At 66.6% G+C, this 17,144-nt stretch carries 13 protein-coding genes; 3 read left to right on the top strand and 10 right to left on the bottom strand.

The genetic code is table 11. The features are described 5' to 3' along the window. Nucleotides 1–13: 13 nt before the first annotated feature. From tsaE to NUV79_RS17430, 8 genes are all read right to left on the bottom strand, one after another. The gene (tsaE, locus tag NUV79_RS17465; RefSeq protein WP_257734374.1) at nt 14–1,570 is read right to left on the bottom strand and encodes a tRNA (adenosine(37)-N6)-threonylcarbamoyltransferase complex ATPase subunit type 1 TsaE; all 1,557 of its coding nucleotides are present in this window, start codon (nt 1,568–1,570) and stop codon (nt 14–16) included. Then, on the bottom strand, nt 1,567–3,996 hold the full coding sequence (locus tag NUV79_RS17460; protein WP_257734373.1) for a sensor histidine kinase: 2,430 nt from the start codon (nt 3,994–3,996) through the stop codon (nt 1,567–1,569). The genes tsaE and NUV79_RS17460 overlap by 4 nt, the downstream gene beginning before the upstream one ends. Before the next feature lie 450 nt (nt 3,997–4,446). Further along, nucleotides 4,447–5,853, bottom strand: coding sequence for an adenosylhomocysteinase (gene ahcY / locus NUV79_RS17455; RefSeq protein ID WP_374679289.1), 1,407 nt, complete (start codon nt 5,851–5,853; stop codon nt 4,447–4,449). 226 nt (nt 5,854–6,079) lie between these two features. Further along, nucleotides 6,080–6,394: an HPr family phosphocarrier protein gene (locus NUV79_RS17450; RefSeq protein ID WP_257734371.1), complete on the bottom strand. Its 315-nt coding sequence runs from the start codon at nt 6,392–6,394 to the stop codon at nt 6,080–6,082. A gap of 30 nt (nt 6,395–6,424) precedes the next feature. Continuing rightward, a complete protein-coding gene (locus NUV79_RS17445; protein WP_061971766.1) occupies nt 6,425–6,826 on the bottom strand; it encodes a PTS sugar transporter subunit IIA in 402 nt (133 codons plus the stop codon). Between the two features lie 108 nt (nt 6,827–6,934). Further along, the gene (locus NUV79_RS17440) at nt 6,935–7,393 is read right to left on the bottom strand and encodes an HPr kinase/phosphorylase (RefSeq protein WP_257734370.1); all 459 of its coding nucleotides are present in this window, start codon (nt 7,391–7,393) and stop codon (nt 6,935–6,937) included. A 16-nt stretch (nt 7,394–7,409) separates the two neighbouring features. Further along, entirely contained in the window at nt 7,410–9,209 is a 1,800-nt protein-coding gene (locus NUV79_RS17435) for a stimulus-sensing domain-containing protein (RefSeq protein WP_374679288.1), read from the bottom strand. Between the two features lie 83 nt (nt 9,210–9,292). Further along, nucleotides 9,293–9,994, bottom strand: coding sequence for a response regulator transcription factor (locus tag NUV79_RS17430; protein WP_257734369.1), 702 nt, complete (start codon nt 9,992–9,994; stop codon nt 9,293–9,295). A gap of 141 nt (nt 9,995–10,135) precedes the next feature. On the opposite strand from NUV79_RS17430, the gene NUV79_RS17425 reads away from it, so the two are divergent. From NUV79_RS17425 to NUV79_RS17415, 3 genes are all read left to right on the top strand, one after another. Continuing rightward, entirely contained in the window at nt 10,136–10,897 is a 762-nt protein-coding gene (locus NUV79_RS17425) for a HugZ family pyridoxamine 5'-phosphate oxidase (protein WP_257734368.1), read from the top strand. Between the two features lie 289 nt (nt 10,898–11,186). Continuing rightward, nucleotides 11,187–12,797 (top strand): phosphoenolpyruvate carboxykinase, encoded by a 1,611-nt coding sequence (locus NUV79_RS17420; RefSeq protein WP_257734367.1) that lies wholly within the window; start codon nt 11,187–11,189, stop codon nt 12,795–12,797. A gap of 36 nt (nt 12,798–12,833) precedes the next feature. Next, nucleotides 12,834–13,844 carry an Lnb N-terminal periplasmic domain-containing protein gene (locus NUV79_RS17415; protein ID WP_257734366.1) on the top strand — a complete coding sequence of 337 codons (1,011 nt, stop codon included), beginning with the start codon at nt 12,834–12,836 and terminating at the stop codon, nt 13,842–13,844. Between the two features lie 143 nt (nt 13,845–13,987). Here the strand turns inward: NUV79_RS17415 and NUV79_RS17410 are convergent, their stop codons facing one another. Beyond that, entirely contained in the window at nt 13,988–15,358 is a 1,371-nt protein-coding gene (locus tag NUV79_RS17410; protein WP_257734420.1) for a sodium:proton antiporter, read from the bottom strand. A gap of 67 nt (nt 15,359–15,425) precedes the next feature. After that, entirely contained in the window at nt 15,426–17,099 is a 1,674-nt protein-coding gene (locus NUV79_RS17405; protein ID WP_374679295.1) for a TRAP transporter large permease, read from the bottom strand. Nucleotides 17,100–17,144 lie beyond the last annotated feature (45 nt).

Raw genomic sequence — 17,144 nt, 5'->3', positions numbered from 1 at the left:
GATCTGCCTGAGCTTAATCCGCCGCTTCTGTCTCGAACAGCTTCGGCATATGCGCCTGATACCAGGCTTTCAGCTCTTCGAGGGCGGGATGATCGAGGTTGCGGCGCAGATAGCCCTCGATACGCGGCAGATGCTTCAGGTAGTCCGGCTTGCCGTCACGCTTGTCGAGCCTCGCGAAGATGCCGGCGATCTTGGTGTTGCGCTGGGCACCGAGGATCGCATAGGCGCGGGCGAAATCGGCGAGGTCGAAATCCGGCGTATCGGCCCGGCGCGCGGCGCCATACGCGGCGAGCAGCCTGAGTTCCAGCGAGGCCGGCACATCGACGCGCGCATCCTGGCCGAGCGAGGCGAGATCATAGGCGGGGTGGCCGAGCACCGCGTCCTGGAAATCGATCAGGCCGAGCTTGGCATGGCCCTCCCGGCCTTCCAGCCAGATCAGGTTCGGCGAATGGTAGTCGCGCAAGGTCCAGGTCGCCGGCTGAGCGAGGATCTCGTCGAAGAGCTTGCCCCAGATCCGTGCGAACTCGGCCTGCGTCACCGCCGGCAGCGTCACCCCGGCGATATGCGGCGCATACCATTCCAGGATCAATTCGGCTTCGATCGCCATGGCCTGACGATCATATTCGGGGATGGCGTGATCGCGCCCCTCTGCGACCGGCAGGATCGCCGGCAAGGTGTGGCGGTGGAGGTCGGCGAGCAGCCGGGCCGCCGCCTCATAGCGCTCGGCGATCGGCCGGCGCTCGACATCGATCACGCCCTCGTTGCCGAGATTTTCGATGACCAGCAGGCCGGTATTGAGGTCCTCGGCCAGGATGTCCGGCGCGGAATAGCCCAGCGAGCGCAGGCCGCGATCCATCGCGACGAAGGCTTCGACATTCTCGGCGAGGTGGGCGAGCGCGCTATAGGGCTTGCCGAGGCGGATCGGCGGGCCGTCCGGGCGCGGCGGCGAGATCATCAGCACCGCGGTCTCGCCGGTCGGCCGTGTGAGGCGCTCATAGGCGCGCGTCGAGGCATCGCCGAGCATGAAGTCGCGGCGGGCCTCGCCCCAGCCGGCGGCATCGACGAGCCGGCGCGACGCGACCGCGATGGCCACGCGCTGCTTCCAGAGCACGCCGCCCGAGAGATCGGCGATACGGCCTGTCTCGGGATTGTCGGGATCGACGTCGAGCACGATGTCGAGACGCCGTGCAGCCGGCAGGCGCGAGCCGGCCCGGTCTGGCCATTCGACCAGCAGGATCAGGCGATCGATATCCTCGACCAACCCGATATCGTCGAGTTCGTCGGGCGAACGCACGCGGTAGAGATCGGCGTGCAGGACGGTGCCGTGTCCAGTCTCATAGCTCTGGACCAGCGTGAAGGTCGGGCTCGGCGCCTCCAGCGCGGGATCGCGGGCGAGCTCGCGCAGGATGGCGCGGGCCAGCAGCGACTTGCCGGAGCCGAGATGGCCCGAGAGCGCGACGATGTCGCCCGGCTTGAGGATGGCGGCGATATCGGCGGCGAGACGCAGCGTCGCCGCCTCGTCCGCCAGCAGAAGCCGGTGCGTGCCGGCCTTGCGGGCTTCTTCCGTCATTCGGCGGCATCCGAGAGCGGCACGCCCTGTGCCGGGAAGACGGCCGTCACCCGCGTGCCGCGTCCCGGCGCGGAATCGAGTTCGACATGGCCGCCATGCAATTCGACGATCGAGCGGACGATGGAGAGGCCGAGGCCCACGCCGCGATGGCTGGAGCCGAGCGAATGGCTTTCGAAGCGCTCGAAGACCTTTTCCATGACCTCGGCCGGAATACCCCGGCCCTGATCGGCGACGGTGATGCGAATATCCCCGCCGGTGCGCGTCGCGCTGACCGCGACAGTCTGGCCGGCTGCGGAGAAGCCGATCGCATTGGAGAGCAGGTTGAACAGCACCTGCCGCAGGCGCTTGCCGTCGGCGCGCAGCGGGCCGGTGCGGGCATCGATCTCGACCTTAAGCTCGAGCTTGCTGTCGGTCAGCCGGTCCTGAAGCCCCGAAACCGCCTGTGCGATGGCATCGGCGACATCGACATCCTGGATCTCCAGCGTCAGCGCGCCGTTGTCGATGGTCGCGAGGTCGAGAATGTCGTTGATGATGGCGAGCAGCGCGCCCGACGAGCGGACAATGTGGGAGGTGTAGTCGCGCTGCTTCTCGTTGAGAGCGCCAACCGTCTCGGTGCCCAGCAGTTGCGCGAAGCCGATGATGTTGGTGAGCGGTGAGCGCAATTCGTAGGAGACGTGATGGACGAAATCCTCGCGCAGCCGCGAGACTTTCTCCAGCGCCTCGTTCTTCTCGGTCAGGGCCCGCTCGACATTCACGCTGGCGGTGACGTCGGCGAAGGAGATCAGCGTCGCGCCGTCCGGCAGGGGGGCCGCGGCCATGTCGAGCACCGTGCCGTCGCGCCGCTCCATGCGGCTGCTGTAATCCTCGCGCGCATCACGCACGCCGGTGACGACGCTGTGCAATTCGCTCCAGACCTCGTCCTGCGGGAAGAGCGGCTTGCAGAGCCGGATGACCTCGTCGATATGCGGAGCGCTCGCCGCGAGATCGCCGCCCTGGATGCGCCAGGACTGGGCGAAGGCCGGGTTGGAGAGCTTGAGCCGCCCGTCCGAGCCGAACACGGCGACGCCCTCGCGCAGCGAGTCCAGCGTCTCGCGCTGGGTACGGGACAGCGCGTTGAAGCGCGATTCCAGCGTGAAGCGCTCGGTGACGTCATCGTAGAGGTAGGTGACGCCGCCCTGCGGATTGGGGCTGGCGACGACATGGATGGTGCGCCCGTCCGGCAGGTACCACCAGTCCTCGCTGGCGCGCGTCGCGGTATAGGCGGCCTGCGCCGCCGCCTTCCAGCTCCGGTAATCGCCGAGCTCGGGCAGGCGCCGCTCGGCGCGCAGCTTGTCGAGAATCTCGCCATCGGTGGGCTGGCCGTCGAGGAAACCTGCTTCCAGCGACCAGAGCGTATCGAAGCCGGAATTGCGGTAGACGAGGCGCTGGGCGCCATCGAAGACCGCGACCGCCGTCTTGAGCCGGTCGAGTGTACGGACATGGGCGTCCATCTGGCGCTGGAGATCGGCGCGGATCGCCTCCAGCTCGCTCATGTCGATGGCGAAGCCGGCATAGCCGGTCGCGGTCGGCAGTTCCATGATGTCGAGCGTGCGCCGCTGGCCGGAGACCACGGCCGGCGCCCGCAGGGCGAAGGTAGCGCCTTCGCGGCGCGCCCGCCCGGCGGCATCGCGCTCGGTGCGATCGAGCAGTTCGAGCCCGCTCTTCACGACGGTCGCCGCGTCAGTGGCCTCGACGGCGCGGGCATAGGCGGCGTTGACCCAGGTCAGGCGGCCATCGGCATTGCGCATCCAGGCGGGATGCGGCAGCCCCGCCAGCAGGCTGGAGAGCGCCGCATGACCGGCCGTGACGCGTTCGAGCTCGCCGCGCAAGGTCATGACCTGCGCCCGCTCGCCGGTGACCTCTCGGAAGCGGATCACCGCGCGCCCGGCGACGGGACGGCCCTCGACATCGATGAAAGGGCCGGCCTTGCTGCGCAAGGTTACATTAAAGGCCTCGCCACGCTCCTTGAGCGCGTCCGTCGCCAGTTCGAGGCGCTTGGCATCGGCCGGCGGCGCCCAGCTGCCATAGGCCAGGGCCAACGCTGTTCCGGGCGCGCCGAGGAAGCCGCTATCGCCTTCGAAAATGGGCTCGGCATTGCGGCCCTTCCAGCTCACCACGACCTGCGGATCGGCCGCGAGCAGGATCGACAGCCGTTCCTGATGGCTGCGCGCCGCCTCGAGATCCGCCGCGAGCTGGGCCTCGCGCTTCTGCCAGCGCGTGCGCTCGCGCACATAGATCAGCGATGTCGTCGTGGCGAAGACGGTCAAGCCTGCCAGGACCAGCGACAGCCCGCCCGAGCTCATGGCGTCGAAGGAACCGGGGGCCAGCCATTCACTGCGGGCGATGGTCGGAACAGTCGCCGAGGCGGCCACCAGTCCGGGCAGCAACGCGCGCGGACGCCAACCGCCATCTCGCCCCTGTCGCCTCGCCCGTCCCATTCCGCTTCCGTCGTCTCTCCGGCGGCAGGAGCCGCCTTGTCCATCGGGCCCGTCGGAATCGGCCGGGGGAGCTGGCAGGGCTGCCATCTCCGGAGGGGCCGATCCACGCTCGCCACCACGCCAATCACATCAGAGCTTTCGTTCCGGCCCGCGCATCGCGGCGACCGAATCAGCCCCACTCTAATCATCGCTGGACTCCGTCAGGAAGTGCTTAATGACCGGTAAATCGTCCGTTTTTCCGGACGGGCGCATCGTCGGCCTGAGAACATCAAGCCCTAGATACCACGGGAGCAACCGGCACAATTTGTAGTGTCCTCCGAGGTGATTCCCGGAAGGCACAGCCATGAAAAAAGGCCCGGCGGATGCCGGGCCTTGCGATGGTCAGCGCCTGAGCGCGTGTCAGTAGCGATAGAGTTCGGGCTTGAACGGGCCGGTCACCGGCAGGCCGAGATACTTGGCCTGCGCATCGTTGAGCACGGTCAGCTTGGCACCGACCTTGGCCAGATGCAGCGCCGCGACCTTCTCGTCGAGATGCTTCGGGAGGGTGTAGACCTTGTTCTCGTACTTGGCGTGGTGGTTCCAGAGTTCAACCTGGGCCAGCGTCTGGTTCGAGAACGAGCAGGACATCACGAAGGACGGATGGCCCGTGGCGTTGCCGAGGTTCACCAGGCGGCCTTCCGAGAGCAGGATGATGCGCTTGCCGTCGGGGAACTCGATCTCGTCGACCTGCGGCTTGACGTTGTCCCACTTGAAATTCTTCAGGCCGGCAACCTGAATCTCCGAGTCGAAATGGCCGATATTGCAGACGATGGCACGGTGCTTCATCGCACGCATGTGCTCGACGGTGATCACGTCGAGGTTACCCGTGGCGGTCACGAAGATGTCGGCGCGCGGAGCGGCGTCCTCCATGGTGACGACCTCATAGCCCTCCATCGCCGCCTGCAGGGCGCAGATCGGATCGATCTCGGTCACGAGCACGCGGCAGCCGGCCTGGCGCAGCGAGGCGGCCGAACCCTTGCCGACGTCGCCATAGCCGGCGACGGCCGCGACCTTGCCCGACATCATGACGTCGGTGCCGCGGCGGATGGCGTCGACGAGCGACTCGCGGCAGCCATAGAGGTTGTCGAATTTCGACTTGGTGACCGAGTCGTTGACGTTGATCGCCGGGAAGGGCATGCGGCCGGCCTTGGCCAGCTCGTACAGGCGGTGCACGCCCGTGGTGGTCTCCTCGGAGACGCCCTTGATCGCGGCGCGGGTCTTGGTGAACCAGCCCGGATTGGCCTTGAGCTCGCGCTTGATCAGCTTGAAGAAGATCGTCTCTTCCTCATTGCCCGGCTTATCGAGGAACTCGGCCTTGCCGGCCTCGGCCTCGGCGCCGAGGATGATCAGCATGGTCAGGTCGCCGCCATCGTCGAGGATCATGTTCGGCGTGCCGCCGTCGCCCCAGGTCGCGGTCTTCAGCACGTACTCCCAGTACTCCTCCAGCGTCTCGCCCTTGATGGCGAAGACGGGGGTGCCGGACGCGGCGATCGCGGCAGCGGCATGGTCCTGGGTCGAGAAGATGTTGCAGGAGGACCAGCGCACGTCGGCGCCGAGTTCCTTCAGGGTCTCGATCAGCACGGCGGTCTGAATGGTCATGTGCAGGCAGCCGGCGATGCGGGCGCCCTTGAGCGGGAACTTGCCCTTGTGCTCGGCGCGGATCGCCATCAGGCCCGGCATCTCGTCCTGGGCCATGTTGATTTCCTTGCGGCCGTAATCCGCAAGCGAGATGTCCTTGACGATGTAATCCGACACGGGTGGCTCCAATCGCTCAGCCTGAATGATGGCGCGCTCTCTAGCAGCGCGCGGAGCGAATGGCAATCAAAGATATAAAGATGTCTTTATATGATTGACGCGTACAGGTCTGACAGCCGTCATGCTCGGGCTTGAGCCGAGCATCTCATGACGATGAAAAGAGCGATCCGCGGCCAATCCGGAACGTCATTCTCGGGTCTGCGCTACGCTTCGCCCGAGAATGACGGGTGCGATATACTTATTCCCCCTCGCCGAACTTGTCGGCGATCAGCGCAGCCAACGCATCCAGCGCCGGTTGCGCCTCGGCACCCTTGGCGACAATGGTGATCGTCGAGCCGATGCCGGCGCCGAGCGTCAGCACGCCCATGATCGAGGTGGCGCCGACCGTCTCACCGCAGCGGCTCACCGTGATATCGGCCTCGTAGCGGGCGGCGCATTGCACGAATTTCGCGGTGGCGCGGGCGTGCAGGCCCTTCTTGTTGACGATCTGGAATTCGCCGTAGAGGGCGCCGTTGGGAATTTCGACTTCGGGGCAGTCGCAGTCTTCGTCCATTCGCCCCTCTTGCCGCCCCTCTTGGCGCCGTTACTTGCCCGCCAGCACGCGGCTGGCGACCGTGATGTATTTCCGCCCCGCATCCTGCGCGCTGGTGACGGCTTCGTCGAGGGTCTTCTCCTCGCGCACGCTGGCGAGCTTGATCAGCATCGGCAGATTGACGCCGGCAACGACATCGATGCGGCCAGGCTCCATCACCGAGATCGCGAGGTTCGAGGGCGTGCCGCCGAACATGTCGGTGAGGATGATGACGCCGCGGTCGGTTTCGACCTGCTCGACGGCCGCGATGATGTCGCGGCGACGGCTCTCCATGTCGTCATCGGGGGCGATGGCGATGGTGGCGAGGTTCTTTTGAGGGCCGACGACGTGTTCGAGCGCAGCGCGGAACTCCGTCGCCAAATGCCCATGCGTCACGAGGACCAGTCCGATCATTCAATCCAGCACCGGAGAGCGCCGTCAGCGCCCGGACAAGGTCGCGGTTTATGCGGCAGGAGCGAGATATGCGCAAGCCGTCAGCCGTCAAACTTGTCAAAATCGTGGTTAGCGTTCGGCCTCTGTGAATAAGTCCAAGGCGTTCAACGCAAGCCTCTCGTTCCCGGCGCTGCCCGTCATGCGCAGGCGCGGGAGATCGATGCCGGCGAGGCTGTCGACGAGGTCCTCCGGCTCGGGCATGCGCGCCGGCTCGTCGGCCCCGAGATCGACGATGAGCCGGATCACGACCGCGCCCGTATGCGGCTCGGGCGTGAGGCCGAGCCCGCGCCGCTCGATGATTCCCTCCAGCGGAGCGACGGGACGCGCCACCAACCGCCCGCCCGTCGCCGCCAACTCCACCCGATCGTCGGCGACGAGCCGGGCAAAACGGCCCGCCTGCGCGGCGAGCGTAATCAGCGCGAGCGCGAGCGTCGACTTGCCGCTGCCGGAGGCGCCGCGGATCAGGATGCCGGCCTCGCCGACCGCGACGACGGTGGCGTGGACGCGGGTTCGTTGGTGCGCGGGCATCGCAACCATCCCGGCGTCAGGCCGCATGGGCATAGGCCGCCGGCAGGCAGACGATGAAGCGGGCGCCGAGGCGCTGCGGCTCGCCGTCCGGGCCGATCGGTCCCAAGCGGTTCTCCGCCCGGATCGAGCCGCGATGCGCCTCGACGATCTGGCGCGAGATCGACAGGCCGAGGCCCGAATTCTGGCCGAAGCCCTCGTTGGGACGGTCGGTGTAGAAGCGCTCGAAGATGCGCTCCAGCGCATGCGGCTCGATGCCCGGACCGTCGTCCTCGACGGTGACGAGCACGTCGTTGGCGACGCGCGAGAGCATGACCCTCACCGGCTTGTCGGCCGGCGAGAAGGAGCGGGCATTGTCGATCAGGTTGACCAGGACCTGGCCGATGCGAGAATCGTGGCCGAGCACGAGGAAGGCGTCGTCGCCGAGGCGCTGGCTGCGCCGGTCGCTGCTCAGTTCGATCTTCGGCTGGCCCTCGCGCCGCGTCTCGTTCTGGATCGTCACGACCGCGCCGAGCACCTGCGCCACGTCGACCGGGGCGGAATCGTTGCGGGCGAGTTCGGCATCGAGGCGCGAGGCGTCGGAGATATCCGAGATCAGACGGTCGAGCCGGCGGACATCATGCTGGATCACGGCCATCAACCGGCCACGGGCATCGTCCGTCTTGGCGCGTGGCAGCGTCTCGACGGCGCTGCGCAGCGAGGTCAGCGGGTTCTTGAGCTCATGGGCGACATCGGCCGCGAAGCTCTCGATCGCCTCGATGCGGCTGTAGAGCGCCTTGGTCATGTCACGCAGCGTGCCGGACAAATGGCCGATCTCGTCATGCCGGCTGCTGAAATCCGGGATCTGCTCGCGCGACTTGACGCCGCGCCGCACGCGCTGGGCTGCTTCCGAGAGCTTGCGGATCGGCTCGGCGATGGTGCCGGCGAGCAGGATCGAGAGCACGATCATCACGCCGGCCGCGACCGCGAAGACCTGGAAGATCGCAAAGCGCTCGGAGGCGATCACCGCATCGATGTCGCCGCCCTGCGTGGAGAGCAGCAGCGCGCCCTTCACGGTACGGAAGCGCTGCACGGGCACGGCGACCGAGACGATGGTCTGGCCGCGCGTGTTGACGCGCACCACGCTGGCCGGCGCGCCGTTCAGGGCGCGAGCGACCTCCGGATAGGACTTGCCGTTGGCGTTCTCGAAATCGTCATAGGTCGGGACATCCGCCTTGCCGAGCCGGTTGCGCAGCATGTTCCAGGTGCGCTCGAGCAGCGGCGGCTCGTCCGGCTCGCCGACGCGCGGCAGGTCGAGGCGCAAGACGTCGCCGCGCGAATAGAGGCTGCGCGAGTCGATGGTGAGCATGCCGTCCTTGTCGTAGACCCGCGCGCGGGTCTTGGTCGGGGTCACCAGCCGGCGCAGCAGCGGCGCGACCTTCTCGGGATTGATCGAGAAATCGAGCGGATCCTCGGCGATGCCGGCGCTCTCGCCGGCCTGGAGCTGCAGCAGCTTGTCGGGATCGATGGCGATCGTATCGATCTCGACCGTGGCCGAGGAGGCGATCGCACCGGCGATGATCTCGCCCTGGGTCAGAAGGCTCTGGACGCGGGCCTCGATCAACCCCTCGCGGAACTGGTTGAGGTAGAGAAAGCCAATCAGCAGCGCGACGAGCCCGCCGAGATTGAGGACGAGGATGCGCCGCGTCAGGCTCGATGCAGCCCTTAGCGAGATCGCGCGCGCCATGCGCCGCCAGCCGATGCCGATACGGCGACGCAGAACGGCGCGCCAGCCGGCTGGCGGCGCTGACGCTCTGGCCTCGTTATCGACGGTTGCCATGGCTGCGGCTTGCTTCGCGCTGGGGATGATGACGGCGCCGAATCCGCTGCGCCGCCATCTTCCTCGTATCGGATTTCTTGGCCTCAGACTTCCTTGAAGCGATAGCCCACGCCGTAGAGCGTCTCGATCATGTCGAAATCGGCATCGACCTGATTGAACTTCTTGCGCAGGCGCTTGATGTGGCTGTCGATGGTGCGGTCGTCGACATAGACCTCGTCGTCATAGGCCGCGTCCATCAGGGCGTTGCGGCTCTTCACCACGCCCGGGCGCTGCGCCAGCGACTGCAGGATCAGGAATTCGGTGACGGTGAGCGTCACCGGCTCGCCCTTCCAGGTGCAGGTATGGCGCTCCGGGTCCATGCGCAGCAGGCCGCGCTCCAGTGCCTTGGCGTCCTCGGTGCGGGGGGCGGCGGTTGCATCCTTGGCACCGGCGCGGCGCAGGATCGCCTTGACGCGCTCGACCAGCAGGCGCTGCGAGAACGGCTTCCGGATGAAATCGTCGGCGCCCATCTTCAGGCCGAAGAGCTCGTCGATCTCCTCGTCCTTCGAAGTCAGGAAGATGACCGGCAGATCGGATTTCTGGCGTAGGCGGCGCAGCAGCTCCATGCCGTCCATGCGCGGCATCTTGATGTCGAAGATCGCGAGGTCGGGCGGGTTCTGCTTCAGCCCGTCGAGGGCCGAGGCGCCGTCCGTATAGGTCATGATGCGATAGCCCTCGGCCTCGAGGGCGATCGAAACCGATGTCAGGATGTTGCGGTCGTCGTCGACCAGCGCAATCGTTGGCATAAGGCTTTCGTCTCTTGTTCTCGTTGCAATACAGGGTTCCCCTCCCGCGCGAGAGGGGCCAAAGCATGGCGGCAATCTAGCCGGGGCGTGGCGATTTGCCTATGACCCCGTATCACAAGCCGGAAATCGGAGTGAGGTTCCATGACCAAGGCCGCCAAAGACGTGATCCAGCCGATGGACGAGGCGGTCCGCGCGGAGGCCAAGGGCCTGCTGCGGGAGGCCCGCTCCGCCGCGCTCGCCACCCTCAGTCCCGACGGCCACCCCTCCGCGAGCCTCGTCGGACTCGCCACCGACATCGACGGCACGCCGGTCATCCTGATCTCGGGGCTCGCCGCACATACAGCCAACATTGCCGGTGATCCGCGCGCTTCGCTGCTGATCTCGCCCGGCGGCAAGGGCGACCCGCTCGCACATGCCCGGATCACGCTCAAGGTTCGCGCCCGCAAGATCGACCGCGAGAGCGATGAGGGCGCCCGCATCCGCCGGCGCTATCTCGCGCGCCAGCCGAAATCGGCGCTCTATGCCGATTTCCCGGATTTCTCCTTCTTCGCCCTCGATATCGAAGGCGCCAGCCTCAATGGCGGTTTCGCCCGTGCTTTCGCGCCGACACCGGCCGACCTGATGAGCGACCCCACCCATGCCACCGCTCTCGCGGAGGTGGAAGCCGGCGCCGTCGCGCATATGAACGAGGATCATGCCGACGCGATCGGCCTCTATGCCACGCAATTGCTCGGCGCGAAGCCCGGGGACTGGCGTGCCATCGGGCTCGATCCGGACGGACTCGACATGGCGCTCGGCAGCGCCGCGCTGCGCTTGCCCTTCCCGGCTTCGGTGGATGGCCCCGGTGGGTTGCGACGGGTGCTGGCCGAGCTCGCCACGAAGGCGCGCGCCAAGGCTGCGTGACATCGAGAAACACCCGCTGGGATGGGCCGCGACGAGCGTGCGCGGCCATTTACCACAGCCGAAAATTCAATCGATTTAGAGACCTACGTAAGGTCATCGGGCCTTTTCAATGACTTGAGCGAAGGGCCGCATCGCCTTAAAGACCTTCGTGGCCTCCAGAGGCTGCGGGGCCATCGGACCCTTCAGCCCTTTAGGCCTCGCCTTCGACGCCCGGGCCCTGCCACCGGCCCATGCGCATTCGTGAAGACAACGGGCCGCCGACAGCATGGCCGGCCTCCGGAGGAATTCAGTGGACAATATCGGTCAGTTCAATGCCGCCCAAGGCGCCGAGGGCTTCGGCTTCCGCAAGCTGAAGGCCGTGCACTGGAACCTGGAAGCGCCGCAGCTCTACGAGCAGTCGCTCGACCGGGGCGAGTCCCAGCTCGCCCGCGGCGGCGCGCTCTGCGCCGATACCGGCACCCATACCGGCCGCTCGCCCAAGGACAAGTTCACGGTGCGCGACGCGCTGACCGAGAACACCGTCTGGTGGGAGAACAACCAGGCGATGTCGCCTGAGCATTTCGAGACGCTTCTGGCCGATTTCCTGGCCCATGCCGAGGGCAAGGAGCTGTTCGCGCAGGACCTCTATGGCGGCGCCGACCCCGTCCATCGCGTCAAGGCCCGCGTCTTCACCGAGATGGCCTGGCACTCGCTGTTCATCCGCAACCTGCTAATCCGCCCGCCGCGCGACGAGATCAACGCCTATGTGCCGGAGATGACGATCGTCGATCTGCCGAGCTTCAAGGCCGATCCGAAGCGCCATGGCTGCCGCAGCGAGACCGTCGTCGCCATCGACTTCACCCGCAAGATCGTGCTGATCGGCGGCTCCGCCTATGCCGGCGAGATGAAGAAATCGGTCTTCACCTATCTGAACTATGTCCTGCCGACCAAGGGCGTGGTGCCGATGCACTGCTCGGCCAATGTCGGCTCCAAGGACGATTCCGCGATCTTCTTCGGTCTCTCCGGCACCGGCAAGACCACGCTCTCGGCCGATCCCGAGCGCACGCTGATCGGCGATGACGAGCATGGCTGGTCCAAGGACGGCATCTTCAACTTCGAGGGTGGCTGCTACGCCAAGACGATCCGCCTCTCGGCCGAGGCCGAGCCGATGATCCACGCGGCCTCGCTGCGCTTCGGCACCGTGCTCGAGAACATCGTCATGGACCCGATCACCCGCGAGGTCGATTTCGACGACCAGACCAAGACCGAGAACACCCGCTCGGCCTACCCGCTCGACTTCATCCCGAACGCCTCACGCACCGGCCGCGCCGGCATCCCGAAGAACATCGTGATGCTGACCGCCGACGCCTTCGGCGTGATGCCGCCGATCGCCAAGCTGACCCCGGCCGAGGCGATGTATCACTTCCTCTCCGGCTACACAGCCAAGGTCGCCGGCACGGAGCGCGGCCTCACCGGCGTCGAGCCCGAGTTCTCGACCTGCTTCGGTTCGCCCTTCCTGCCGCGGCACCCGTCTGAGTACGCCAATCTGCTGCGCGACTTCATCGCCAAGCACCATGTCGATTGCTGGCTGGTGAACACCGGCTGGACCGGCGGCAAATATGGCACCGGCCGGCGCATGCCGATCCGCGTCACCCGCCGCCTGCTCACCTCGGCGCTCGATGGCTCGCTCAACCGCGCCGATTTCCGCCGCGACCCCTATTTCGGCTTCGCGGTGCCGAGCTCGGTGCCCGGCGTCGAGCCGCATATCCTCTACCCCGTGAAGACCTGGGCCGATAAGGCCGCCTTCGCCGAGACCGCGAAGAACCTCGTCGGCATGTTCGCTAAGAACTTCGCCAAGTTCGAGGACCATGTCGACGACGCTGTGAAGGCAGCCGCCCCGACGAACTCGCTCGCGGCCTGAGGCCAAGCCTTCCGGTCTGTGCTACGAGAGGCGGCCATGGGCCGTCTCTTTTTTATCGTGCTGAAGCTTCTCCTCACCCTCGTCATTCTCGGTGCCGCGCTCTGGGGCGCTGGCTTCCTGCTGTTCCGCCTGTCGGGCGCGACCGCCACCATCGCCGCTGTCGGCTTCGGTATCGCGGCCCTGGCCGGGCTCGTCGGCATCTGGACAAGCGATGCGCGTCTGTCACTGGGCTTCACAACCGTTTTTATCGGCCTGCTCGGTTGGTGGAGCAGCTTCCAGCCCTCGCATGACCGGAACTGGATCCCGGAGCTGGCGAAGCTGCCGAGCATCGCGCGCCAAGGCGATGCGATCACCGTCTCCAATCTGCGCGATTTCCGCTGGCGCACGGAAGAGGATTTCGACCAGCGCTGGGAAACGCGGCGCTACAATCTCGCGTCCGTCACCGGCGCCGATGTCTTCCTGACCTATTGGTCGGGCGAGGCGATCGCGCATCTGCTCGTCAGCTTCACCTTCGCGGATTCGGTGCCGCTGACCTTCTCGATCGAGGTCCGGCGCGAGAAAGGCGAGGACTGGTCGGCGCTGGCCGGCTTCTTCCGCAGCTACGAGATGGCCTATGTCGCCGCCGACGAGCGCGACATCGTCGGCTTGCGCACCCATGCGCGGCGCGAGGATGCCCGACTCTTCCGGCTCAGTGCCTCGGCCGCCCAGGCGCGCGACCTGCTGCTCGCTTATATGGTCGACATCAACGACCTCGCCGCGAAGCCACGCTGGTACAACACGCTGACGACCAATTGCACCACGGTGGTCTACCACCTCGTCGCCAGCGTCGCGCCGGGCTGGAAATTCGCGTTGCCGCTCGATCCGCGCGTGCTGCTCTCGGGCTATCTGCCGGGCTATCTCCAGCAGATCGGCGCGATCCGGCAGGATATCCCGCTGGAGGAGCTGGTCCGGGCCGCACGCATCGGTGACCACGCGCGCACGCTCTCGCTCGACGATCCGCAGTTCTCGGCGCAGATTCGCGAGGGCGTGCCGACCGGCCGGCCGTGAGTGTCATCCCGCACGCGCTGCAGCATGCGAATGCTGCTGCGCAGATGCGGGATCGTCTGACGGAAGAGGCGCCTTTTCTGCACGCGGCCCGTGTCTGCGTAGCGGCACTTCGCGCCGCAGCGCGCACGGGATGACACCTCGCTCTAGCGGAAGAACAGCAGCGTCTGCACCACGAAGAGCGGGATCAGGATCGCGCCCGACCAGAGCATGTAGCCGAAGAAGCTCGGCATCTTGACCTTCCGGTCCTTGGCGATGGCGTAGACCATGAAGTTCGGCGCATTGCCGATATAGCTGTTGGCGCCCATGAAGACCGCGCCCGCCGAGATCGCCGTCAGCGTCAGCGCGCCGGTCGTCATCAAGACCTTCGGATCGCCGCCCGCCAGCTCGAAGAAGACGAGATAGGTCGGGGCATTGTCGAGGAAGGATGAGAGCAGGCCGGTGAGCCAGAAATAGGCCACCGTGTTGGCGCTGCCATCGGCATTGCTGACCAGCGCGACCAGCGGCGCGAAGGCGCCCGCCTTGCCGGCCTGCAGCATTGCCAGCACCGGGATGATACAGATGAAGATGCCGGCGAAGAGCTTGGCAACCTCCTTGATCGGGCCCCAGGAGAATTCGTTGCCGGCGCGCACCGGGCCGGGTGTGAGCTTCAGCGACAGGCCTGCAAGCACAAGCAGGACGAGGTCGCGCAGCAGGTTCTGGCCCTCGACGGGAACGCCGTGGACGGTGAAGGCGACGCCCGGCTTCCAGTTCGCCGACATCAGGATCGCGGCGATGACGCCGGCCAGAAGCAGGATATTGACCTTGCCCCAGAGCTTGATGGCGCGGTCCGGCGTCGGGTCCTTGAGCCTGGGAAAGCCCTCTTCCTTGCGGAAGAACCAGCTGTCGAGCGCATAGAACAGGGCGAGCAGCACGACGACGGCGAATATCGTCTCGGGCAGCAGATGCGTGGTGGTCCAGAAAAAATCGACGCCGCGCAGGAAGCCGAGGAAGAGCGGCGGGTCGCCGAGCGGGGTCAGCGATCCCCCGATATTCGAGACCAGGAAGATGAAGAAGACGACGACATGGACGTTGAAGCGTCGGTCGTCATTCGCGCGCAGCACCGGCCGGATCATGATGATCGAGGCGCCGGTCGTGCCGACGAAGCTCGCCAGCACCGTGCCGATCGCCAGCAGGACCGTGTTGGTCAGCGGCGTGCCGTGCAGGTTGCCCGAGATCAGGATGCCGCCCGCGATGGTGAAGAGCGCGAAGAGCAGGATGATGAAGGGGATATAGTCGAGCAGTGCGGTATGCAGCAGCGCGCCGAGCGCCGGATCGACGCCGCGCAGCAGGACGAGCGGCACCAGCGTCAGCGCGGCCCAGAAGGCGGCGAACTTGCCGTAATGGTGCTCCCAGAGATGCGGGAACAGCACCGGGCCGAGCGCGATCGAGAGCAGCATGCCGGCGAAGGGCAGAGCCCAGCCGGCGCCCATGCCGGCCCCGCCGATATCGCCCGCCGCCCAGGCGGGGCCCGGCATCGCCACGAGCGCGAACGATGCCACCGCGATCAGCCTGCCGGCCGCCCCCGTCACGACGCAGCCTGCCTTACGGCTTGGGCGGCGTGCCGATGACCGGCGGCGCGTTGAGGTCGAACCCGCCCGGCAGGCCTGTGCCGCCGAGCCCCGGGATCTGGATCGAGTCGAACTGCTTGTCGATCGCCTTCTGGTCGAGCTGCACGGCCGACGCCTTGTAGTGCATCACCATCTGCGGGAAGAGCACGACGAGCGCGACCATGATGCACTGGATCACCACGAAGGGCACGGCGCCCCAGTAGATCTGGCCCGTGGTGACCGGCTCCATCATCCGGCCGGTGACGCGATCCTTGTAGGGGTTCTTCGGCGCGACCGAGCGCAGGAAGAACAGCGCGAAGCCGAAGGGCGGATGCATGAACGAGGTCTGCATGTTCACGCCGAGGATGACGCCGAACCAGATCAGGTCGATGCCGAGCTTCTCCGCGGCCGGGCCAAGCAGCGGCACGACGATGAAGGCCAGCTCGAAGAAGTCGAGGAAGAAGGCAAGCAGGAACACCATCACGTTGACGACGATCAGGAAGCCCGTCGCGCCGCCCGGCAGGCCGACCAGCAGGTGCTCGACCCAGAGATGGCCGTTGACGCCGTAGAAGGTCAGCGAGAACACCCGCGCGCCGACCAGGATGAAGAGCACGAAGGCCGAGAGCTTGGCCGTCGACTCGACCGCCTGCCGCAGAAGCTCGAAACTCAGCCGCCTCTTGCTGATTGCGAGAAGGATCGCGCCGGTCGCGCCCATCGCTCCGCCTTCCGTCGGCGTCGCGACGCCGATGAAGATCGTGCCGAGCACCAGGAAGATCAGCGCCAGCGGCGGCACCATCACGAAGATCACCTGCTCGGTCATGCGCGAGAGCAGATTGAGCTTCAGGAGCTTGTTGAGCAGCGCGATGACGAAGGCGACCGCCACCATCAGCGACATGGTCAGCACGACGAAATCGGCGCCGGCCTTCACCGTCGTGAAGAGCTTCATGTAGCCATAGGCCAGCGTCAGCGAGATCACCGTGACGACGAGCAGCGAGAAGCGCCGCGTCTTGCCGTCGGCATCGCGCAGGGTCTGCGCTTCCGGCGGCAGGCCGGGCGCGCGATTGGGATAGACCATCGTGATGAGGAAGACGTAGCCGGCATACATCGCCGAGAGCACGAGGCCCGGGATGAAGGCGCCCTCGTACATGTCGCCGACGGAACGGCCGAGCTGGTCGGCGAGCACGATCAGGACGAGCGAGGGCGGGATGATCTGGGCGAGCGTGCCCGACGCCGCGATGACGCCGGATGCAAGCCGCCGGTCATAGCCGTAGCGCAGCATGATCGGCAGCGAGATCAGGCCCATCGAGATGACGGAGGCCGCGACGACGCCGGTGGTCGCGGCGAGCAGCGCGCCGACGAAGACCACCGCATAGGCGAGGCCGCCACGAACCGGCCCGAAGAGCTGGCCGATGGTGTCGAGCAGGTCCTCCGCCATGCCGGAGCGCTCGAGGATGAGGCCCATGAAGGTGAAGAACGGCACGGCCAGCAGCACGTCGTTGTTCATGGTGCCGTAGATGCGCTCGGGCAGGGCCTGCAGGAAGTTCTCCTGAAACAGGCCGAGTTCGATGCCGATCAGCGCGAAGAGCAGGCCGTTGGCGGCGAGCGCGAAGGCGACGGGATAGCCGAGAAGCAGGAAGACGACGAGGGCCGCGAACATCACCGGCGCCATGTTGACGCGCAGGAAATCGCCGATACCGCCGCCCGCCGCGAAGGC

This window comes from Allobosea sp. 47.2.35 (assembly GCF_024655635.1).
Lineage (GTDB): Bacteria > Pseudomonadota > Alphaproteobacteria > Rhizobiales > Beijerinckiaceae > Allobosea.
This window is presented reverse-complemented; position numbering and strand designations above follow the sequence as displayed.